The following is a 19,966-nucleotide window of genomic DNA, read 5'->3' as shown; positions in this document are numbered from 1 at the left end:
AAACTTACTTTGACGACACAAAATCTCCATGCAGGCGACTATTGTCTTTTCAATTTATTCGATTTCGTAGCTTTCGCCGTACTTTACAATCTGGACTTCCGGGAAGCCGTGCTCCTTCAGATGCTTCTGGAAGAATTCCTGGGCGTCCTTTTCACCGTGAACCAGGAAGATTTTCTTGAGTCGGCTTGTGTCGATTGCTTTGAGCCACTTGGTACATTCCTCGTAGTCAGCGTGGGCAGAAAAGGCGTTGATCTGCTCGATTTTTGCCTTAACGTCGAATTCGTCGCCCATGATTTTTACGACTTTTGCTCCGTCCCGGATTTTTCGTCCCAGAGTGTTTTCGGCCATGTAACCTACGATGAGGATTGTGTTGCGCGGGTCTGAAATGTTGTTGGCGATGTGGTGAACGATTCGGCCGCTTTCACACATGCCGTCGGCTGAGATGATAATCATCGGACCTTCTTTTTTGTTGAGGGATTTTGACTCTTCCAGACTGTTGACGAAGGAAAGGTTGCCAAAGCCGAAGGGGTTTTTGTGGTGCTGGAGGAAGGCCTCGTGAACGTCGTCTGAATAACATTCCTGATGAACCTGGAAGATAGACGTGGCATTGACAGCCATTGGAGAATCGACGTAAATCGGAATGTTTGGAATCTTTTTTTTGTCTACGAGAAGGTGCAGATAGTAGACGATTTCCTGAGTGCGTTCAATTGCGAATGAAGGAATGATGATTTTGCCCTTCTTTTCGATTGCGCGGATTACGATTTTGCGGAGTTCGTCCATTGCGATTGCCGTGTCCTCGTGCTTGCGGTTGCCGTAAGTGCTTTCGAGGAAGATGTAGTCTGGCGGCGGAACGTTTGTCGCCGGGTCACGGATAATCGGCTTCATCTTGCGGCCCAGGTCGCCTGTGTAGAGGATGCGGATTTCGTCCTTTCCTTCGCGCCTATCGTGTCCGCTTCGACGTTCAGGGCCTGTGTAAGCGGCCTGCTCTTCTGGAGTTGCCCGGCGGCGGTCCGGAGTGCTTCGTTTTTCATCCTTTTTCCAGCCGAAAAGCTTGTTCCAGATTCTGAGGGCTGTGTTGTCGTTGTTGCCCAGAGGCTTTCCGTTGGCATCGCGCTGGCCCTTGATTGTGATGTAAGCGTAAGCCGAACCGAGAATGTGGCCTGCATCAAAATATTCAAGCTCTACTTCCGGTGAAATGTACATTTTGCGGTTGTATGAGAGCGTGATGATTTGATTAGCGGCTTTGAGGCAGTCCTTTTCGGTGTAAAGCGGAGTCCAGTTGAATTTTTCACCCTTCTTTTGAGCCTGCTTGCGCAGATATTCGGCGTCGCGGGCCTGGATTCGGGCACTGTCCATCATTACAAGGTCTGTGAGGTCGCGGGTGGCCGGGGTGGCGTAAATATTTCCGTTGTAGCCCTTTTTGACGAGAAGCGGAAGAAGACCGACATGGTCGAAATGGGCGTGGGTGAGAATGACGGCATCGATTTTATCGACAGGAATCTCGAAATTGCGGTTTTTTTCGTCTGATTCGGCACGTTTACCCTGAAAAGCTCCGCAGTCAATCATGTATGAGCGTCCGTTGATTTCGATGATGTGCTTTGAACCGGTGACTTCCTGTGCGGCACCGAGAGAATATACATTTACAGCCATAGTTGCCTCCCCAGAATCTTCTATATTCTATATATATTTTCCCCCATAATTGTGAAATTCACAAGGAAATTTTTCAGCTAGACTTTTATTCTTTTTACTTTTACAATTAGAAGATTAGAAATTTTTTCAGAGGATATTTTGTATAACAGAGAAATCAAAACGCCACCAGCAAAGATTGTTCACAACGGCAAAATTGAGTTTGGTACTTTTTCCGGACTTTTGCCGCGTCTTGATATCCGTGGTGTTCGGGCTCCTTTCGCGGGTACCCCTCTTCCGACAGTAATTACAAATTTTCGCATTCAAAGCTCGCTGATGTTCCTTTTCAACATCGGTTCTTACATTGGCACTGTCGATTTCTTTGACCACAAAATTTTCGGTTTTGCAGACGTTGTTTTCTGGAACAAGGAAAACGGCCGTAAATTTGCCTACCGTTCCTTCATGGGCCCCCGCCGCCGCTTTATTCCCCACAGCATGGAGACTGGATTCTGCGCGAGTTTTAACAAAAAGCGCTATATTCGTGTGAGCTGGGATCATCAGCGTGATAAATTTTCAATGATTTTCAATTTAAAAGGCGATTCATCACGACCCACGACTCAGGCTGCCTTTGTTGCCCATTATTCAAATCCCCTTATGTGCGAAATTTCAACGGTCGTTCCGGCTCCGTCAAAGCGCCGCTGCTCTGCAACATATCTGTCAAATCCGCAGATTCACGGCTCAATTACCATGGAAAAAACCAAGCTTTCCGAAGAAGCCAATCAGGAAGACCTGGACGGAACAGCACTTTTAAGCATCAACCGCGCTTACTACAATCTTCATTCGCTTTCAGAATTCGTAGTCGCCTCTGGTGTAATCGATGGCAAAAATTTCAGTTTCCAGATTTTTACTACGCAAGAAAATGCCGTAGATTCCGACAATATAAATGGAAACATTCTTATCGTTGACGGAGAATGTACGCCTTTGCCGCCTGTTACAATCACTCATCCTTTCGGACTTTCAAAAAAATGGGTGATTCAGGATTTTGAGAATATGGTCGATTTGACTTTCACTCCAGTTTCTGATATCCGCAGGGATGTGACTTTCCTGGTTATGAAAAGTCAGCTCCGTACAATTTTTGGAACTTTTGAGGGGGTAATAAAAACCAAAAACGGAGAAGACATAGTTCTTCATAATTTTGAAGGCGTGGCAAAAAATCAGCTTTTACGATTGTAGGGGAATTTTATGGGAGATAAACCAGAAGCAAAATGGGAACCAGGAACCCTTGATAAAACAAGGCAGAATATCGGTCCTATTGATGCAGAAGAAGCAAAAAGGATGATGCAGAAACTCGGCGGTGAAGTCTTTGCCGAAAAATCTGCCCCGATTGACTATTCAGCATTTCCAAAAGCAAAAGAATTCTCCAAACGCGTTGTAGGACGCTCTGCTTCAAGCATTGCCTCTCAGACAGCAGCTTCTGTTCCATCCGGCGGAAAAGTCGGTTATGCCCCAAAAGAAAAGAAAAAGCGAACCGGTTCTTTGCCGGAACTTACCTCAAAAGAAAGACACTTAATGGACAGAATCATGATGAGCGAGGATTACAAAATCAAGACTAACCTCGGCCTCTTCAATTTTGTCCGAAGATTCAAGAGAAACGGCGATGAATTAGTCCGCAAGAGCTTTGTCGAATACAATCTGCAAAAGCACGTTGAGCATCTTCAGGAATTCATCACTACGGTCAAATCAATAATTCAGATTGCCCCTGACACCTACAAGGCAAAAATCGTCAGCAGCAACGAAGATAAATTCAGATTCCTTAAAACCGTCGGTTCGTGGACCATGCGCGACATCAAAAAATACTATTTCGACGTTCAGAATTCGGCGGATGAGTGTACTGTTGCCATGCTGATTCCTTTTGTAAAGGAAGTTTACCGCAATCTGATTAAAATTTACTACATCGGTGAGACAAAAATTTCTTCATATTTCAAAGATATTTACAATGATCTGGCAAAATATCCGAAATTCGACCTTAAAAAAGCGCAGACTCTTTCAAAAACAGGCATTACCGAGTGGTTCTACATCTACAGCCAGGTAATCAAGGGCCTTTATCCCCTTCTCATGCGCATGTCCAGCTCAAAATTCGATTATTTCCAGGACTTTTTCTTAGTTCAGACTGGAAATATCCTTACATTCCTTGAGCTTACAAAATTCGACCTTCTTCTTCCGAACAAAAAAGGCGACCGCCAGGAAGAAGGCAAGGCAGAAGAAGAAAAATCCGAAGAATCTGCTGAAAAGTCTGCCGAAAATGAAAAAAAGGCCAAGACTGCCAATAAAAAGAGTGAGCTGGTTGAGGCCGGCCTTAAGCTTTTGGACAACCTTTTCCCGGAAGCTGGATTCGACCAAATTGAAAAAATGCCGGATATGTTCCCCTATTTCCAGCCGATTTATCAGTTCCGCGACGGTTACAATCTTCTTGCGCCGGAAAATCCCCTTCAGGTTACGGTTACTTTGCTTCGAATCACCGAGGATATTTTCCAGGGCTGCCGAAACATTGTCTTTACTGAAGAAAACGAAGAAGACGTTACCAAAACTGATGAAAAACTCTCTTCAGTCCTCAGCGAATGGTCTGTTTACCGTGAAATTCTTTTTGAAAGGGACTACTCTGACCAAATCACTGACTTTGTAAATAACGAATATTCCCAGGGTGACTACAAATCAACCCTCTTTGGCAAAAAAATGCTCACTTCAATCCTCTGGCAGACCAAGTACAACTTCCTTCCATATTTTGAATTCGAGCAGCTGCTTCTTGAAAAGCCCAAGAACGACAGTCAGTATCGGCCAATGTGTATCCGCGTAGGATTCTTGTTCCGTTACCTTACAATGCTTTCAAAGAATATTGACTCGGCCAAGGGGCAGGGGCTTGTCATGGGCATTCAGAATCCATGGGACAAGTACAAATTCGACATTCCGAATGCGATTTCAAAGCGAATGGACGTTCTTTTGGGAGCGAAAAAGCCTGATTCGGCTGCGACAAATGCAAACCTCATAAAATACGCCCTCATGATTATCGCTGTTTTGGACTGGTGGGTTAATAATCCTGAAAGTCCGGCATATTCAACTGATTCTACAAAAATCTACCGAATCAATGAGGAAGACGGTGCTCCTGCATTCAGCGTTCCAACCCGCACGGACCAGAACAAACTTTTTGCGGAACGTGTAAAAAAGAACATCGAAAAGAGCAAGTCAGCATCTGCACCACAAAAGGCATAAAATGGAAAAGGAAACAGAAGAAAGATTCATTGCATTGGAAACGAAAATCGCCTTTATGGACGATTTTATCACCAAGCTGCAGGAAGAAGCCGTTGAAAATCAGAAGATGATTCAGTTTTTGCGGGAAGAAAATCAGATTTTGGCGGGCAGGATTCAGGATTTGTCAGAGAATCTGGAAATCCCGAACCGCAGGCCGCCACACTATTAATCCCTGTTTTTAATCCAACCTAAAAGGGCGAGTACCCAGCCTACGATGATGATAATCAAGCCGATGCCTGGTTTTGAGCCGGTGGCTTTTAGGCCTAGTTTTACGGCTCCTTTTAGGAGGGCGCCGCCGTTCATGTAGCAGATCCAGACGTAAAGACCGCCTACGATTGACGCTGCAAGGGAAATCAGTTTGAGCGGCAGTTTTACGCCGAGATTTACGAAGCAGAATACTATGCCTGCAATTGCACCGCCGAGGGCCAGGATTGAGCCGATTTTAAGGTCGCCGGAACCGTTTGTGATTGCCTTGAATGCACTTGAGCCGCCGCCGAAGAATTTACTTGCCGTGAGCGGAAGGAAACATCCGATTACGACGAGTACCAGACCAATCAGATAAAGATTGAGATTTGATTTTTTAGCCATTTTTGAATTAGCCTCCTTTCTTTAATTATAGCTTAAAAACACTATTTTTCAATTATCTGATACATTCGACATCCATGTCGTGACGAGAATTTCCATTCGGAAATTCTCGCAGCCAGCTTGCTTTAGCTCGCATCCGTGCGAGCAATTATCTGATACATAGGAGTCTCTTTTGGTTTAAGTTCCAGAATGTGCTTTTCACACGGCAAGGCTTCGCTTGGGTCGTGGGTGACGTGGAGGATTGTCGTGGTGCCGGTTTCTGCTACTGTCTCAATCAGGTCGAGGATTTTCTGGCGGTAGTTTTCGTCAAGTCCGTGGCAGGGCTCGTCTAAAATCAGAACTTTGGGGCTTTTTACGGCCGCCCGCAAAATCAGAATTGCCCGCTGCTCGCCGTAACTCAGGCTGCCGAAATTTTCGTGCTCGCGTCCCTCAAATCCGCCCAGCTTGAGCCAGAGCCTTGCCGCCTGAATTTCAACGTCGGTTTTCTGCTCGTAAAGGCCGATTGAGTCTTTAAATCCTGAAATGATTACGCTTTCCAAATCCGTGCCGCCGACCATCCTGTATTCGACATGCCAGCGGTAGCTTACGATTCCGAGATTCTTTTTGATGTCCCAGATTGTCTCGCCTGTTCCCCTCTTGCGGCCGTAAATCCAGACGTCGTTGCAGAAAACCTGATGGTTGTCGCCGGTAATCAGTTCAAGCAGGGTGGTCTTGCCGCTGCCGTTGGGGCCCCGGATAAGCCAGTGCTCGCCTCGCTTTACTTCCCAGTTAAAATCAACAAGAACGCGGTGGTCATCCCAGCCTACGTTTACATTGCTCATTTTGACAAGGCTTTCGTTTGCATCGCTTACGGCATTTTGATTCTGCAAAACTTCGGTTTCGCTCTGGATTTTCTTCAACTCGCTGATGAATTCATTTCTTTCTTTTTCGCGGGATTTTGACTTTTCGGCTTCTCGCTCAGAAATCAGCTTTTCGTATTCAGCTTTTGTGCCGCAGAAAGAGATTTTTCCGTCAGCAAATTCAAGAACGTTTGTGATTGTGTCCGGGATTTCGTGGTAGCGCTCCATTCCGAGGATAATCGTTGTACGCGGGTCGTTTGAAGCGGAATTCTTCTGCTTTCCGACAATCGTTGCAAAAAATTCAAGAAGAATCGTGCGGCTCTGTGCGTCCAAGCCGGCAAAAGGGTCGCTCAGAATCAGGAGCTTTTTACCAGAAAGAAGGGCCCGGCAGAGCAAGGTTCGCCGAATCTCGCCTGTGGACATGAATTTGAGCCCCCGGTCGAGGATTTTTTCGACACCGCAAAGCTTAACTTCAGGCAAAGTTTCAAGCCGCTCCGCAATCGCTGGCAGAGGAAGGTGTCGGTGCTTGGCATCCGGGCCTCCCAAGACCTCGCAGATAAAGCGCCTGCCAGTGCGGCCCTCGTCAATCTTGTTGATGTATTCGCTTTCGTCCAGGTCTCGTTCTTCCTGAATCAGGCTGGCAGCCCGCTCCAGAGAGACAATTTCGACCGAATTTTTAAAAAGACTTGAATAGTCGCCGGTAGAATCGTTGGCAAGAATCTGTTTTTCACCAGCCAGAGCCCGCAAAAAATCAGCCTTTCCGCCGCCGTTAGGTCCGATTACAAGCCAGGCCTCGCCAGCTCGCATTTCCCAGTCAAGTGAAGGAATTTTTGTGCCGTGCAAATCCTGAACCCGGCAATTGTTTATGTAAATCAAGGAATTTTCTTTCATAATAGGTGAAGTATAACAAAAAAACTGAAAAATGTTATACTGAAAAAATGAAAGGCAAATTTTTTCTCGCAATCCTGATCTTTTCTTCTATAAATATCCAGTTTTTTGCAAAAGACTACACGCAGAAAATCTTCCTCTGGGACGGCGTGCCCAAAATGGAAACTCAGAAACGCGACACGATTTTGTATTATGTTCCGGCGAAGGACTCTCTTCCTGAGAAAAAGCCCGCCGTCATCATCTGTCCGGGGGGAAGCTATCACCATCTTGGGATGCCGCATGAGGGCTTTGCCTCGGCACGATGGTTTTCTTCACATGGAATTGCTGCTTTTGTTTTGCGTTACCGCGTGGCTTATAACTGCCACCACTATCCTGACCAGCTCGAAGACCTTCAGATGGCAATCGTTTACGTCCGGGAGCATGCGGAAGAATTTGGAATCGACAAAAATAAGGTCGGTGCAATCGGTTACAGTGCGGGCGGACATTTGGTCACTATGGCAGGCGAATTTGCCTCAAGTCACGATGAACTTTCAAAACTGGGCATTAAAACTTCGGAAAGTCTCCGGCCTGATTTTGTGATGCCGATTTATCCCGTGGTCTCGATGCAGGACGACATAGGCCACAGATGGAGCCGCAGGAGTCTTCTCGGTCATCAGTGGAAAGAGCCGAATGCGACAAAGGGCTGGTCTCCCCTTAATTTCTGGGGACACGCTTATTCTCAAAGTCTCAAAGATGAATTTTCGATGGAACTTAATGTTCCAGACGACATGCCGCCAACTTTTATTCTTGCCTGTGAGGACGACCCGGTCGTAATCTACGAGAACTCGGTGAGGCTTGAAGCGGCACTGGCAGCCAAAAATATTCCCCATCTATTTGTGAGTTATCCAAAAGGTGGCCACGGATTCGGCATGAAGGAATCAAGCTTTATTATGGAAGAAAGTCACTGGAATGACGAAAAACTGCTCCCCTGGCTCAAGGAAATTGGTGTTCTTGAATAAAACTTAAACATAAAATAATTTTCTTGACAATTTTTTTTTTCATATTATAAAATAATCATAAGATAAAGAGGTCGCATGAGTTTTTCTGCGGCCTTTTATTTTAAATAAGGAGTCTTTATGGAAAAAGCTCAAAATCCTAAAAAGATGTCTCTGGCGGCGCAGATTTTAATTGCGCTTGTTCTTGCTGTGATTGCAGGTTTGCTCTTGCAGAAAATGCCGGAAGTTGCCGGAAATTACATTAAGCCCTTCGGTACGATTTTTCTGAATCTCGTTAAATTTATCGTCGGCCCGATTGTTTTATTCTCAATCATGGCAGGCATTGTTTCAATGAAGGATTTGAAAAAGCTGGGAGCGATTGGCGGCAGCACTTTGATTTATTATTTCTGCACTACGGCGGTTGCGGTTACAATCGGTTTGATTGTTTCTTCAATTTTTAAAGGTTCTTTCCCAGCTCTTTCTACTGCAAGCCTTACTTATACTCCGCCAAAATCGGCAAATGCTTTAGATACGCTTGTAAATATTTTCCCTTCAAACTTCATCATTCCGATTTCAAGCGCAAACATGCTTCAGGTCATCGTAATGGCAATTCTTATCGGATTTGCGGTTATTTTGCTTGGTCAGAAGGCAGAGACTGCAGTCAATGCAATTAATCAGCTTAACGACATTTTCATGAAGTGTATGGAAATGATTCTTAAGCTTTCTCCAGTCGGCGTTTTTTGTCTGCTCACTCCGGTTATCGCGGCTAATGGTGCTGCTGTAATCGGCTCACTGGCAAAAGTCCTGTTCGTTGCATATATCTGTTATCTTCTCCACATGCTGATTGTCTATTCTTTTACGGTCAGAACTTTCGGTGGAATTTCTCCTCTCAAATTCTACAAGGAAATGGCTCCGGCAATCACTTTTGCTTTTTCAAGCGCATCATCAGTCGGAACTTTGCCGCTCAACATGGAATGTACAAAAAAACTCGGTGTTCCAAAGGAAATTTCTTCTTTCGTTCTTCCGCTCGGTGCAACAATCAACATGGACGGAACTGCAATTTATCAGGGTGTCTGTGCTGTCTTTATTGCAGCCTGCTATGGAATTGATTTGACTTTAGCTCAGATGGTTTCCATAGTGCTCACGGCAACCCTTGCTTCAATAGGTACAGCCGGCGTTCCTGGTGCCGGTATGGTTATGCTGGCAATGGTTCTTACATCAGTAGGACTGCCTGTTGATGGAATCGCCCTTGTTGCTGGCGTTGACCGAATCTTTGACATGGGACGAACAACGCTCAACATCACAGGCGATGCCTCATGTACCATTATTGTTTCAAACCTGATAAAAAAACGCGAAGCAAAACTTGCCGCTAAAAACCAACAATAATCTTCACAAGAAGCAGGGCTAAAACAAAGATGATGAGGGGCTTTACGATTTTAGGGCCTTTCGTCATCACAAGCCCTGAACCGAAATAATTTCCAAGCATGTTGCTCGCCGCCGCCGCAATTCCCAGCGGAATCAAAACCTGTCCGTGAAGCAGAAAGACAACGAGGGCGGCGACATTTGTCGAAAAATTAATCACTTTTGTGTGGGCGTTTGCCTGTTCAATCCTCATTTTTGCGAAAACTGTAAAGGCAATAATCAAAAATGTCCCGGTTCCGGGGCCGTAAAGTCCGTCATAGGTTCCGATAATCAGGGCAGAAATCATTACTATCAGAAAAGTCTTTAAGTCGCACTTGAGTTCTTTTGTTTCTCCGGCTTTAAAAATCTTTTTGTTGAGGACACAAAATGCGGCTACCGGAAGAACGGCAAGGAGAAGGTATTTGAGTACTTTTTCCGGTACAAGAAGAGAAAGCCTGGCTCCGATTGCAGATCCGAGAAATCCAAAGAAAACCGAAGGAATTGCAAGTTTTGCGAGGACAAGTCTTTGTTTGATAAAACGCGCCGTTGAAAGGGCTGTTCCGAAAGTGGAAGAAAATTTGTTTGTGGCAATTGCTGAATGAATCGGAAGTCCTGCAAAAAGATAGGCTGGAAGCGAAATCAGGCCGCCGCCGCCTGCAATGGAATCAACAAAGCCTGCCAAAAAGAGCATGGGGCAGACAATCAAAAAAGAATAAAAAGGCATGACGTGATTGTAGCAAAAAGGCAAAAAATGGGCAAATTGGAAATAAAAAGTCACCGAAGCAATCGCCCCAGTGGCTGTGTAAAATTAATTTCCTGATTTATTCATTTTCAGCGCCATTTTGATACCAATGACTTTTTCTGTATTTTCTGGTATAATAAGGTGAAATGAAAATAACACCAGACTATACCGTAATTTATAATGATGATGACATTGTTGTCCTCAACAAGCGGAGCGGGCTTTTGATTGCCGCCGACCGCTACGACGAAGACGCACCCCGCCTTGATTTGGAGGCAGAAAAAGAATTCGGCAAACTTTTCGCCGTTCATCGAATCGACAAAGACACTTCAGGCTGTGTAATTTATGCCAAAAATCCGGAAGCTCACCGCGATCTTTCAATGCAGTTTGAAAACCGCGAAGTCACGAAGATTTATCACGCCCTTGTCCTCGGCCACCCAATGTGGGAAAGCAAAAAGGTGGATGCCAAGCTTTTGGTTGACGGAGACGCCCGCCACCGCACGATTTTGAACCAGCGCTACGGCAAAGTCGCAATCACTGACTTCAAAAATCTCGGAAACTGCGGTCCTTATTCCTGGATTGAGGCACGGCCACACACAGGCCGCACTCACCAGATCCGCTCTCACTTGCAGTCACTGGGAATTTCAATCGTCTGCGATCCCCTTTATTCAGGCAATCAGCACCCGGTCCTGCTTTCAGAAATCAAAAAACGCTGGAACGGCAATGCTGACCAGGAGCGCCCTCTCTTGAGCAGGCTGGCCCTTCACGCATACAAGCTCACTATCAAGCATCCAAAGACAGGCGAGCAAGTCACTTTCACGGCCCCCTACCCCAAGGACATGGATGCAACCCGCAAGCAGCTGAGTTCAATTTTTGGCGTTGACCCGCTTGCGTAACATACGCTGAAAAATCCTTGCAAAAACTGGAATTTCCGCTATAATTGAACTATCGGTATGACGATATATCGTTTTACCGATAGTTTGTTTATGGCAAAAATCCAAATTTTTCACGGCTCTGAAAACATTATACCTTCTCCTCAATTTAATTTGGGAAATCCCAAAAATGATTACGGGTATGGTTTCTATTGCACCGAAAATATTGAACTTGCAAAGGAATGGGGCTGTTCCGAAGAAAAAGACGGATTTGCAAATGAATATATTCTTGAACTTGAAGGTCTTGAAATTCTAAATCTTTCTAACCATGAATACAACATTCTGAACTGGCTTTCGATTTTGCTTGAAAACCGCACTTTTGAGCTTTCTTCTGATGTCGCACGAACTGCGAAATCTTTTCTCCTGGAGAATTTTTTTATTCCTTATCGGTCTTATGATGTTATAAAAGGCTACCGTGCTGACGATTCTTATTTTTCCTTTGCGAATGCATTTTTAAACAACACGATTTCGCTTCAAAAACTCAACCGTGCCATGTACCTTGGAAAACTTGGTGAGCAAATTGTCTTAAAATCAAAAAAAGCATTTTCGCACCTTGAGTTTAAAGGAAGTTTAGTTGCCGAACGAAGCATTTATTATCCAAAAAAGATGTTCCGTGATACAACGGCACGGAAAACATTCTTTGAGATGCGTTCAAAATCAGAAATCACTGATTCAAATGCAATTTTCGTTATGGATTTAATCCGAGGAGATATAAAACATGGTGATCCGCGCATACCAGCAGTTTTATTTGAGTGACGCTCAACAGAATCTTGCGGTCATGTTTGACTATGCAATTCGTTCCCTTTGTTACGAGCCGAATCAATTTTTCCTCTATTTTATTCAGTCAGGAGTTGCCGAAAAATTTGGACACGCTAACCCAAAATACATAGTTGGCATGTCTGGAATTGACCTGTGCGAACATGTCCTTCAAAAAATTGGCTCAGAAGTTCCTGTTGTGCCCGAAGTTTTTTTTGTCGAGCAGGGGGCAGAATTCTGGCTTGGCTGGGTGCTTGCTTATTATCAGTGGTATTCAGGACTTAGATTTTCAGATTTTCAGGAATACGGTCTTGTACCTTCAGAAATTCTTCCACGATATATTCTTCATGAAGCCGACATCTCGAAATTCGTCACGGTTGCAAATAAAATCATCTTGACAAATAAAATGGCCTCGCCGACGCACCTTCAGAAAATACGCAAGTCTCGCGGGCTTACACAGAGACAGCTTGCAGAGCTTTCAGGCGTTTCTCTGCGAATGATTCAGCTTTATGAACAGCGCCAGAACGACATCAACAAAGCGTCTGGAAGTGTAATAGATTCGCTTGCACGGGCTTTATGCTGCAATTTTTATGAAGTTATGGAAATCAATCTGAATGACTAATATGAGTTTCTTTGATAGAATAAAGGGAACTGAATCATGAAAAAAATTATAATAATCCTTTGTTTATTTTTTACAATTATCAATAATTTTTTTTCTCAAGCTGCAATAAATGAAGATGATTATATTACTGTTTTATCGCCTGATTTAGACTCACTTTCTAAATTAAAAGTTACTGGCAATAACTTAATTTTGGATGAATCGGTTTCACGTCAAATAAAAGACCGAATCATATCCAACTTAAAAACATATACAAAATTTAAAGTTACTGATGAATCTTCGTATCTATCAAACTATGCAATAATTTCCTATGTTGACTGTGTAAATTCATTATATATTCTATCTCTAAGTATGATTTCTTTTTCGACAGCTGAAATTCTTTTTAATGTTCAATCAGAGGGAAGAAAAAAAATTGAGGATATTTGGTTTTCATCCCCTTCAGCCGTTGATGAAGTTACCATGCTTTTTTGCAAGCAATTAAATATTGAGCCTTCATTTGATAAAAATAAGAAAGTCTCACCAAGAAAGACATTAAAACCAAAAGACGAAAAAAAATCAGCATTTTCCCTTTCTGTCGAACCTCTTTTTGGCATGAGATGGGGTCAGATAAACGAATATGTTTTTTTGAAGGAATCATATTTTAAACGGGACAAGCTGAGTGAATTAAACTGGGAAATCAAGCCGGAATGGTACTACGGAGCCAAAATTTCCGGTGGCTGGAAGAATATTTTTTTAGAGACAGGATTTAAAATCGGCATTCCGATGAGAAGCGGAAAAATGATGGATTCTGACTGGCAGAACATTCAGTTCGCTGCGGAAGACGGCGGAAATACCTGGAAAACGAATTATTCCGAGAGCAAAAACTATCTCGAAGAAGATTTTCAGTTTTCCGTCAAAGCCGGATATGACTTTCATCTTTACCAGATTGTTAAAATCAAGCCTGCGGTCGCTTTTGACTATCAAACGATAAAATTTATGGGAAAGGGCGGAACCGGCTGGTATGGAAAATCCATGAATCAGGCCGGCGCTCCTTATTATCATTACTCAGATACTTCGCATCAGGAGATAAAAGATTTTTCAGGTCGGAAGGTCATTGGCTACAGGCGGGTTGCTGACTATCTGTGGCTGGGAAGTGATTTTTCTATTGATTTGCCCATGAATTTTGAGGCGAATACAGGATTTTTCTTTGCTCCCTATGTTTATGCAGTTTCCTACGACAATCATTTCTTAAAATCTGTTGACTATGCTGATTTAACTTACGGATATTTTGCTGCCTTTAAGTGGAATCTCGGACTGTCTTACACAATCGCCAAAAGACATTCCATTTTGTTCAACGCAAATTATTTCTTCATGCGGGTTCTTCGTGGTGAAGATTATTCCAAAAGCAGTTCAAAAAATTCATACGATCTTGCAAGCGGTTACGAAGGTGGTGCCGGAGCAAGATATTTCGACATGACCCTCTCTTACCGTTTCAAAATTTTCTAGCAATTCGATTTTATTTTGACAGTTTTGACAAAAATGTCATTTTCGTGTAGACTGAGCACATGAATACACTTATAGCATTATGTGCCGTTGGCGCAGAAAAAATCTTAGGAAACGAAATCAAGCTTCTTGGTTACAAGCTCGCTGGCAATGCCCCGGGACGTGTTTTTTTTACAGGTGATGATGACGCCCTTTTCCGTGCGAACCTCTGTCTCCGCACAGCCGACCGCGTCTATCTTGAAATGGCCCGCTACCACGCAGAAGATTTTGACCAGCTTTTTGACGGCGTTTACTCAGTTTCATGGCAGGATTTCCTCAAAAAAGATTCAAAGGTAACTGTTGATAAAGTAAGGACTTACAAATCAAGACTGAACTCAGAGCACGCAGTTCAGGGAATCGTACAGAAGGCAATTTACAAAAAGCTCGGTGATGTCTGGCACATGTCCAGCCTTCCTGAGTCCGGCGAAGAAAGCGACATCCGCGTTTTCATCACTGAAGATGAGGCACAGATTTGTCTCGATTTGAGCGGACTTCCTCTCCACAAGCGAGGCTACCGTACAGACGGCGGCGTTGCTCCATTGCGCGAGACGACGGCAGCAGTCATGCTCCAGTTCATGCTCTGGAGACGAAAAACTCCCCTTCACGACCCATTCTGTGGTTCAGGAACTCTCCCAATCGAAGCAGCCCTCTTTGCCCACAATGTAGCACCGGGATTCGGCCGCCGCTTTGCACTCGAAAATCTTCCTATTTTTAACGCAAACCGTGCCCGCGAAATCAAATGTGCCGAGGCAGAAAAAATCCGCACAGACGTTGAATGCAGAATCACAGGCACCGACATCGACCCAAGCGCAATTCAGCGTGCAAGAACCAATGCCGAACATGCCTGCGTAATGGCCGGACGCGCCCTTCAGATGATTGGAAGCGACGCAAGAATCGAACGCCCTGATTTTGACGTGGCAGATTTTAAAGACCTTCATGCACCATACGAATCAGGACTCATCATCTGCAATCCGCCATACGGAGAGCGACTTGGCGAAGAAGAGCAGGCAAAAGGGCTTTACCGCGATATGTCTTCCCTCTTCACTGACTTCCCCAAGTGGGAAATCGGCGTAATCACATCGAACAAGCATTTCCAGGAATGCATCGGTCACTACGCAAGCACGCTCAAAGACCTTAAGGCAGGAAACCTCGACACCACCTTCTACATGTACAACGGAACTGAAAAGGCAAAAAAGAGCCGTCCTGAAGGAAATGGTGGCGAAAGAAGCGACTGGAACCGAAAGCCATCCCGCAATAAATTCAATTCCAACCGGGGCAAAAAAGAATGGCGATAGTCGTTGAGCATGACAAAAGAAAACATGAGATTCTCGAAAAATCGCTGGAGCTGTTCACCCGCGAAGGCTACGATGACGTAACCTTCCAGAAAATCGCAGACGCATGCGGAATCACCAGAACCACGCTCTACATCTACTTCAAGAACAAAAAGGAAATCTTCACCTGGAGCATCAAGCAGATGACAGGCGAGCTTGAAGGGAAACTCATGGAAATCCTCGCAGACAAAAGCCTGAGTGCCGAAGAATGCCTGCGCAGGATTATGCACTGGATTATCGACATCTGCGAACAAAACCGCCCGCTTTTCAACGTCCTTTTGATTTACCTGATTAACCTGCAGAAAACCGGAGCCAGCGCCGAAGAACGTGTAAACCGCCGGGTCATCAGAATCAAGCACCTTCTGAGCATGATAATCATCGAGGGCCAGAAACGAGGCGACTTCCAGAAAATGCCGGTCAAAACAGTAAACAACATGCTTTATTCGCTGGTAGAATCCGCAATCTTCGAAATCGCCGTCCTCAACAAGAAAGACGTCTCCGAGGTCAAAGCCAGCATAGACTTGGTGATTAAGGGAATTGTGGCGTAGGAAGGGGGCGTTAAAAGGTAACTCCGAGAACGATGGGCGTTACCGCCGCAAGCGGCGGTCGGGTGTTCCGCCCTTTCGCTGTCGCTTCATTCCTGCGCTCATCATATTCGCTTCGGAACTGCTTCGCAGGGGCTACATACCCTAACGCTATTTATTACTCTTGGTATTATTGCAAACACGACAAAGCATCTGTAAGTTTTCATAAACAGTTTTACCACCTCGACTCCACGGAACAATGTGGTCACCTTGCATTTCAGTAAATTCAAAATGTTTACCACAAAGCTGACAAATACCTTTCTGTTCTTCATATTTTTTGCGTTTCATTTTGTCATCAAATTCGCGCAAACTTAAATGATTATCTTTTCTGTCAAACAGATAATAATAAATGCCTTTATGGTTTGTAACTTCCTCATTATCAATTAAAGAAACAATTTCATTTTCAAGTGCTTCCGGATCATAATCGTTATCATGATATTGATTATACAAGCTTCCCCAATCAATACCCTTCATTTCTTTCCTATAAATTGGAAACAAAGCCTTAACCCATGCAATTACAAACTGAAAATAAACCCATAGCTCATTAGCATTAGAATCATTTTGGTGTTTACCCATGTAATTACAAATCAGTTTATCATCTTTTCCGACAAACCATCCCAAAACAGTTTCCAGCAATTCCTGACGAATTGGATTTCCATTCACATATTTATCGCCTAAAAGTTTTGCAACACAATTCGATTTTGAAAAAATCTTTTTAGCTTCAGCAGTCCATGAACCGGCATAAACAGCATTTCGGATTTCTTGCTCAGTAAGTTTTTCACCGGCAATATTAATGGTTTTAAACCAGCCTAATTTTTCACTGTCTGTTCCTTCACAAAAATAGACCTGTAAATCATAATTCAAAATCTGTTCTTTTTCGTCAGGTTGCAGATTTGTAAAGTAACGCATATTGTGAGAGTAAGTTCCATTAACGTATCTACAAATCGAAATAGTTCTCTGTTGTCCATCCAGAACTTCATAGCGACCATCTTCACGAACAACCCAGTACATTGTATTCAGCGGAAAGCCATTAGTAACAGTATCCATTACAGCCTGTTGTTGATTATCGTTATAACAGAATTCTCTTTGATAGGGTGGACGAATATCAAGCTTTCCGTCAAAGCCAACAACTCCAGCTTCGTCATTATCCTGATATCCATTTACAAGTTCTCGAACCTTAATTGTGTGCAAAGTAATTTCCATTTTTTCTCCTGATTTTATGTCACGTTATGTCATGCGGATTCAAAATTGCTAACGCAATTTCATTTTTTACGTTTGATTAGAATGCGTGCATAAATGCTTTGATATAGTTCTCCAGTTTCGCAGTCTTTAAATGCTGCTGGTTTCTTATCCGAATCCAGATGTTTTCTGTACAAAGTTCCTTTTGCATTAATTGTAAACTTTCCTGTTGGAGTCCCATTTTTATCAAGAATTTCCATTCGTCGCTCATTTGTAAATTCGCAACTTCCAACAATTCCTAACCCTACTATTTCAAATTGGTCAGGACTATATTTGTCAAGAAATGTAATCGGAACACCAATCACACCGTCATAATCCATAGGAATGTCAGTCGATTTATCAACATTTATAGCATCATAGTTTTCATAGTGTGGAAATTCCTGTTCTGTATAGGTCTTATATAATACTAATTCTTCATGCCGTTTTTTAATATCAAGATTCGTGAACCAAACAACTCCAGAAACACGAATCATACCTTCTTTATGATTTCCAGCTGCGGCATAATCTTCATAGTGTTTATTAATAAAGTGAGCTGCGCCACCTTTAAATCCATAACCTAGCCATATCCGGTTTTCCTTTATTAAAGCAAAAATTTCTTTGTAGGAAATTGCATTTTGATGTCCTACAATTATAAATTTCTTGTCATATTTTATTAACTGAGCAACATATTCGCGAAATAAGCTGAATGGTGGATTTGTAACAACAATATCAGCTTGCTTTAATAACTCAATGCATTCTTGGCTTCTGAAATCTCCATCTCCCTTTAATTGCTTAACTTCAATTGTCGAAAAGTCTGTAGAAGTTGGATCATTAGGATTTCCTGTATATTCAATATAAACAGCTTTTTCACAGTCATTTTGAGTGAATAAATCTACATCTTGATTTTTATAACATGTAGAAATAATCTTTTTGATTCCAAAATTATTAAAATTCAACGCAAAGTATTTAAAGAAATTTGAAATTCGCGGATCATCGCAATTACAAAATATTGTTTTGTTTTTAAAATTTTCTTTGTAGTGCCCCAGTTCTTTTTCTATATCTTCAAGACGAGTATAGAATTCGTCATTCTTATTTCTTTTCGCGTTATCGAATCTTTCGTTTGCCATACTTTTCTTTCCTGAATAATTGTTTAGTAAAATTGGTTTTATTTACTTTAGTAAAGTATATCACAAAGACTTTACATTTGAAAATTTTTAATAGAAAACTGAACAATTATTTATAAATATAAGAACTATGAGTGATTTTTGGCGTAGGGTTGATGAGGAATTAGAATATCTCGGTAAAAACCGAACTTACCTTGCAAACAAATGTGAATTCAGTCTTACAAATTTTAATCTTGGAATAAAAAGAGGCAGCATCCCTTCCGCCGATACTGCTGTCAAAATCGCCGCAGTTTTAGGAGTTTCCGTAGAATATTTGGTGAATGGAACAGACAACGCGAACTCATCAAAAAATCACGAAGAGGAACAGAATCAACTCCGTCTTTACCGCAAGCACTCAGAAATAATAAAAAAATGTGAAGAACTGTCCTCGGAGAAAGAAAAACTTCTTGTCGATTTCCTAGATAAATTTAGCAAGTGTTAGGATTGATATAAAAACGCGTTAGGATTGTAGTCCCTGCGAAGGCTGGGCGGTAACGCCCATAGTTCTTGGCATTTTCTTTGATTGTTCTTAAAATTCCCCAAAATCCCGCTTTTTCTTGCCTTTCTGCATACATTGTGTTACATTTTCTATGAAAAATAATACATTTTGGAGGCAATCTATGGCAACAATGAGCATTAGGACAAATGACGAACGCAAATATTCTTTTGAAGGATTCTGTGACTCAATCGGTATTACTGTAACTTCTGCTGTAAATATGTTTATGACCGCTTGCCTCAGAGAAAACCGCATTCCTTTTGAAATTAAGGCTGATCCATTTTGGAGCGAAGAAAATCAGGAAAGGCTTAGAGTTTCTTTAGAGCATGCAAAACAGGGGAAACTTACCAAGCATGAAATCAGCGAGGTTATCTGATGGATAAACTTTGGACTGACGAGGCATGGGAAGATTTTTTGAATTTGCATTCTGATAAAAAACTCGTAAAAAGGCTGGATGCTCTTTTAAAAGATATTGATCGTAATGGTTATTCTGGAATAGGAAAGCCTGAACCTTTGAAAGATGATTTGTCTGGTTATTGGAGTCGCAGAATTGATGAATATAATCGAATTGTTTATAGAATCATTGAAGAATCCGAAAAATCTTATGTAGAAATTTTACAGTGTGGAACTCACTACCATAAATAACTAAGGATTTGCAAATAATTCTTTCTTTTTCGCGCAAATTCCATTATCTTTATAGAAAAGATTCGTTGCGTGAGTAGAAAGCCGTGGCGAAACAGGAGTAATTTATGACAAAAGAACAGGAAAAGACAGTTTTAGAAGCACTTGATATGTTCCGCCCACAGCTTCAGGCAGACGGCGGCGACATGGAATTCGTTTCAATCGACGACCAGAACCGCGTACACTTGCGTTTGACAGGCGCATGCGGCTCTTGCCCGATGGCACTCATGACACTCAAAATGGGCGTAGAGCGATACCTCAAAGACGCATGCCCGGAAGTTTCTGAAGTCGTTCAGGAGCTGTAAAT

The 19,966-nt window shown here is 42.8% G+C and carries 21 protein-coding genes; 15 read left to right on the top strand and 6 right to left on the bottom strand.

What is annotated here, in order from left to right:
- Positions 1-54 precede the first annotated feature (54 nt).
- Positions 55-1,650 (bottom strand): MBL fold metallo-hydrolase RNA specificity domain-containing protein, encoded by a 1,596-nt coding sequence (locus tag HNP76_RS01785; protein ID WP_184656858.1) that lies wholly within the window; start codon positions 1,648-1,650, stop codon positions 55-57.
- Positions 1,651-1,788: 138 nt separating this feature from the next.
- Between HNP76_RS01785 and HNP76_RS01780 the strand changes: the two genes are divergently transcribed.
- From HNP76_RS01780 to HNP76_RS01770, 3 genes are read left to right on the top strand one after another with little or no spacing between them, the layout of a single operon-like run.
- Complete coding sequence (locus tag HNP76_RS01780) at positions 1,789-2,859, top strand: DUF2804 family protein (RefSeq protein ID WP_184656856.1); 1,071 nt, start codon at positions 1,789-1,791, stop codon at positions 2,857-2,859.
- A 9-nt stretch (positions 2,860-2,868) separates the two neighbouring features.
- A complete protein-coding gene (locus HNP76_RS01775; RefSeq protein WP_184656854.1) occupies positions 2,869-4,893 on the top strand; it encodes a hypothetical protein in 2,025 nt (674 codons plus the stop codon).
- A gap of 1 nt (position 4,894) precedes the next feature.
- Positions 4,895-5,101 (top strand): SlyX family protein, encoded by a 207-nt coding sequence (locus HNP76_RS01770; RefSeq protein ID WP_184656852.1) that lies wholly within the window; start codon positions 4,895-4,897, stop codon positions 5,099-5,101.
- On the opposite strand, the gene HNP76_RS01765 is transcribed toward HNP76_RS01770, so the two are convergent.
- Positions 5,098-5,520, bottom strand: a complete 423-nt coding sequence (locus HNP76_RS01765; RefSeq protein WP_184656850.1) for a hypothetical protein — start codon at positions 5,518-5,520, stop codon at positions 5,098-5,100. The two genes, HNP76_RS01770 and HNP76_RS01765, sit on opposite strands and share 4 nt — an antisense overlap.
- 122 nt (positions 5,521-5,642) lie before the next feature.
- Positions 5,643-7,247, bottom strand: a complete 1,605-nt coding sequence (locus HNP76_RS01760; RefSeq protein WP_184656848.1) for an ATP-binding cassette domain-containing protein — start codon at positions 7,245-7,247, stop codon at positions 5,643-5,645.
- Between the two features lie 47 nt (positions 7,248-7,294).
- Between HNP76_RS01760 and HNP76_RS01755 the strand changes: the two genes are divergently transcribed.
- On the top strand, positions 7,295-8,242 hold the full coding sequence (locus HNP76_RS01755; RefSeq protein ID WP_184656846.1) for an alpha/beta hydrolase: 948 nt from the start codon (positions 7,295-7,297) through the stop codon (positions 8,240-8,242).
- Between the two features lie 117 nt (positions 8,243-8,359).
- Complete coding sequence (locus HNP76_RS01750) at positions 8,360-9,604, top strand: dicarboxylate/amino acid:cation symporter (protein ID WP_184656844.1); 1,245 nt, start codon at positions 8,360-8,362, stop codon at positions 9,602-9,604.
- On the opposite strand, the gene HNP76_RS01745 is transcribed toward HNP76_RS01750, so the two are convergent.
- Complete coding sequence (locus tag HNP76_RS01745; protein ID WP_260309052.1) at positions 9,588-10,343, bottom strand: TSUP family transporter; 756 nt, start codon at positions 10,341-10,343, stop codon at positions 9,588-9,590. The genes HNP76_RS01750 and HNP76_RS01745 overlap by 17 nt on opposite strands.
- 164 nt (positions 10,344-10,507) lie before the next feature.
- On the opposite strand from HNP76_RS01745, the gene HNP76_RS01740 reads away from it, so the two are divergent.
- The 6 genes from HNP76_RS01740 (at position 10,508) to HNP76_RS01715 (ending at position 16,065) form a co-directional block, all read left to right on the top strand.
- A complete protein-coding gene (locus tag HNP76_RS01740) occupies positions 10,508-11,254 on the top strand; it encodes an RluA family pseudouridine synthase (RefSeq protein ID WP_184656842.1) in 747 nt (248 codons plus the stop codon).
- A 90-nt stretch (positions 11,255-11,344) separates the two neighbouring features.
- Positions 11,345-12,046 carry a DUF3990 domain-containing protein gene (locus HNP76_RS01735; RefSeq protein ID WP_184656840.1) on the top strand — a complete coding sequence of 234 codons (702 nt, stop codon included), beginning with the start codon at positions 11,345-11,347 and terminating at the stop codon, positions 12,044-12,046.
- Positions 12,009-12,668 (top strand): helix-turn-helix domain-containing protein, encoded by a 660-nt coding sequence (locus tag HNP76_RS01730; RefSeq protein ID WP_221301042.1) that lies wholly within the window; start codon positions 12,009-12,011, stop codon positions 12,666-12,668. Before HNP76_RS01735 ends, HNP76_RS01730 begins: the two co-directional genes overlap by 38 nt.
- Positions 12,669-13,016: 348 nt before the next feature.
- Complete coding sequence (locus tag HNP76_RS01725; RefSeq protein ID WP_184656838.1) at positions 13,017-14,150, top strand: omptin family outer membrane protease; 1,134 nt, start codon at positions 13,017-13,019, stop codon at positions 14,148-14,150.
- 59 nt (positions 14,151-14,209) lie between these two features.
- On the top strand, positions 14,210-15,481 hold the full coding sequence (locus tag HNP76_RS01720) for a THUMP domain-containing class I SAM-dependent RNA methyltransferase (RefSeq protein ID WP_184656836.1): 1,272 nt from the start codon (positions 14,210-14,212) through the stop codon (positions 15,479-15,481).
- Positions 15,472-16,065 (top strand): TetR/AcrR family transcriptional regulator, encoded by a 594-nt coding sequence (locus HNP76_RS01715; RefSeq protein WP_184656834.1) that lies wholly within the window; start codon positions 15,472-15,474, stop codon positions 16,063-16,065. The genes HNP76_RS01720 and HNP76_RS01715 overlap by 10 nt, the downstream gene beginning before the upstream one ends.
- Positions 16,066-16,212: 147 nt before the next feature.
- Here HNP76_RS01715 and HNP76_RS01710 read toward each other — a convergent pair whose 3' ends face one another.
- Both HNP76_RS01710 and HNP76_RS01705 read right to left on the bottom strand, forming a co-directional pair.
- Complete coding sequence (locus HNP76_RS01710; RefSeq protein ID WP_184656832.1) at positions 16,213-17,304, bottom strand: HNH endonuclease family protein; 1,092 nt, start codon at positions 17,302-17,304, stop codon at positions 16,213-16,215.
- Positions 17,305-17,363: 59 nt separating this feature from the next.
- The gene (locus tag HNP76_RS01705) at positions 17,364-18,446 is read right to left on the bottom strand and encodes an adenine-specific methyltransferase EcoRI family protein (RefSeq protein WP_184656830.1); all 1,083 of its coding nucleotides are present in this window, start codon (positions 18,444-18,446) and stop codon (positions 17,364-17,366) included.
- 127 nt (positions 18,447-18,573) lie between these two features.
- Between HNP76_RS01705 and HNP76_RS01700 the strand changes: the two genes are divergently transcribed.
- The 4 genes from HNP76_RS01700 (at position 18,574) to HNP76_RS01685 (ending at position 19,964) form a co-directional block, all read left to right on the top strand.
- Entirely contained in the window at positions 18,574-18,924 is a 351-nt protein-coding gene (locus HNP76_RS01700; protein WP_184656828.1) for a helix-turn-helix domain-containing protein, read from the top strand.
- 178 nt (positions 18,925-19,102) lie between these two features.
- Positions 19,103-19,354 carry a type II toxin-antitoxin system RelB/DinJ family antitoxin gene (locus HNP76_RS01695; protein WP_184656826.1) on the top strand — a complete coding sequence of 84 codons (252 nt, stop codon included), beginning with the start codon at positions 19,103-19,105 and terminating at the stop codon, positions 19,352-19,354.
- Complete coding sequence (locus tag HNP76_RS01690) at positions 19,354-19,623, top strand: Txe/YoeB family addiction module toxin (RefSeq protein WP_184656824.1); 270 nt, start codon at positions 19,354-19,356, stop codon at positions 19,621-19,623. Before HNP76_RS01695 ends, HNP76_RS01690 begins: the two co-directional genes overlap by 1 nt.
- A gap of 104 nt (positions 19,624-19,727) precedes the next feature.
- Positions 19,728-19,964 carry a NifU family protein gene (locus HNP76_RS01685; protein ID WP_184656822.1) on the top strand — a complete coding sequence of 79 codons (237 nt, stop codon included), beginning with the start codon at positions 19,728-19,730 and terminating at the stop codon, positions 19,962-19,964.
- The last annotated feature ends 2 nt before the right edge of the window (positions 19,965-19,966 follow it).

It is taken from the genome of Treponema ruminis, from assembly GCF_014201975.1.
In the GTDB taxonomy this organism is placed as follows: domain Bacteria; phylum Spirochaetota; class Spirochaetia; order Treponematales; family Treponemataceae; genus Treponema_D; species Treponema_D ruminis.
The sequence above is the reverse complement of the archived record's forward strand: the minus strand, read 5'-3'. Positions and strand labels throughout refer to the sequence as shown.

Coding starts and splice junctions, on each gene's coding strand:
- HNP76_RS01720 (WP_184656836.1), top strand. CDS start 14,210: ATGAATACACTTATAGCATTATGTGCCGTTGGCGCAGAAAAAATCTTA.
- HNP76_RS01730 (WP_221301042.1), top strand. CDS start 12,009: ATGGTGATCCGCGCATACCAGCAGTTTTATTTGAGTGACGCTCAACAG.
- HNP76_RS01745 (WP_260309052.1), bottom strand. CDS start 10,343: ATGCCTTTTTATTCTTTTTTGATTGTCTGCCCCATGCTCTTTTTGGCA.
- HNP76_RS01735 (WP_184656840.1), top strand. CDS start 11,345: ATGGCAAAAATCCAAATTTTTCACGGCTCTGAAAACATTATACCTTCT.
- HNP76_RS01690 (WP_184656824.1), top strand. CDS start 19,354: ATGGATAAACTTTGGACTGACGAGGCATGGGAAGATTTTTTGAATTTG.
- HNP76_RS01710 (WP_184656832.1), bottom strand. CDS start 17,304: ATGGAAATTACTTTGCACACAATTAAGGTTCGAGAACTTGTAAATGGA.
- HNP76_RS01700 (WP_184656828.1), top strand. CDS start 18,574: ATGAGTGATTTTTGGCGTAGGGTTGATGAGGAATTAGAATATCTCGGT.
- HNP76_RS01685 (WP_184656822.1), top strand. CDS start 19,728: ATGACAAAAGAACAGGAAAAGACAGTTTTAGAAGCACTTGATATGTTC.
- HNP76_RS01765 (WP_184656850.1), bottom strand. CDS start 5,520: ATGGCTAAAAAATCAAATCTCAATCTTTATCTGATTGGTCTGGTACTC.
- HNP76_RS01770 (WP_184656852.1), top strand. CDS start 4,895: ATGGAAAAGGAAACAGAAGAAAGATTCATTGCATTGGAAACGAAAATC.
- HNP76_RS01755 (WP_184656846.1), top strand. CDS start 7,295: ATGAAAGGCAAATTTTTTCTCGCAATCCTGATCTTTTCTTCTATAAAT.
- HNP76_RS01695 (WP_184656826.1), top strand. CDS start 19,103: ATGGCAACAATGAGCATTAGGACAAATGACGAACGCAAATATTCTTTT.
- HNP76_RS01760 (WP_184656848.1), bottom strand. CDS start 7,247: ATGAAAGAAAATTCCTTGATTTACATAAACAATTGCCGGGTTCAGGAT.
- HNP76_RS01715 (WP_184656834.1), top strand. CDS start 15,472: ATGGCGATAGTCGTTGAGCATGACAAAAGAAAACATGAGATTCTCGAA.
- HNP76_RS01775 (WP_184656854.1), top strand. CDS start 2,869: ATGGGAGATAAACCAGAAGCAAAATGGGAACCAGGAACCCTTGATAAA.
- HNP76_RS01705 (WP_184656830.1), bottom strand. CDS start 18,446: ATGGCAAACGAAAGATTCGATAACGCGAAAAGAAATAAGAATGACGAA.
- HNP76_RS01785 (WP_184656858.1), bottom strand. CDS start 1,650: ATGGCTGTAAATGTATATTCTCTCGGTGCCGCACAGGAAGTCACCGGT.
- HNP76_RS01750 (WP_184656844.1), top strand. CDS start 8,360: ATGGAAAAAGCTCAAAATCCTAAAAAGATGTCTCTGGCGGCGCAGATT.
- HNP76_RS01725 (WP_184656838.1), top strand. CDS start 13,017: ATGATTTCTTTTTCGACAGCTGAAATTCTTTTTAATGTTCAATCAGAG.
- HNP76_RS01740 (WP_184656842.1), top strand. CDS start 10,508: ATGAAAATAACACCAGACTATACCGTAATTTATAATGATGATGACATT.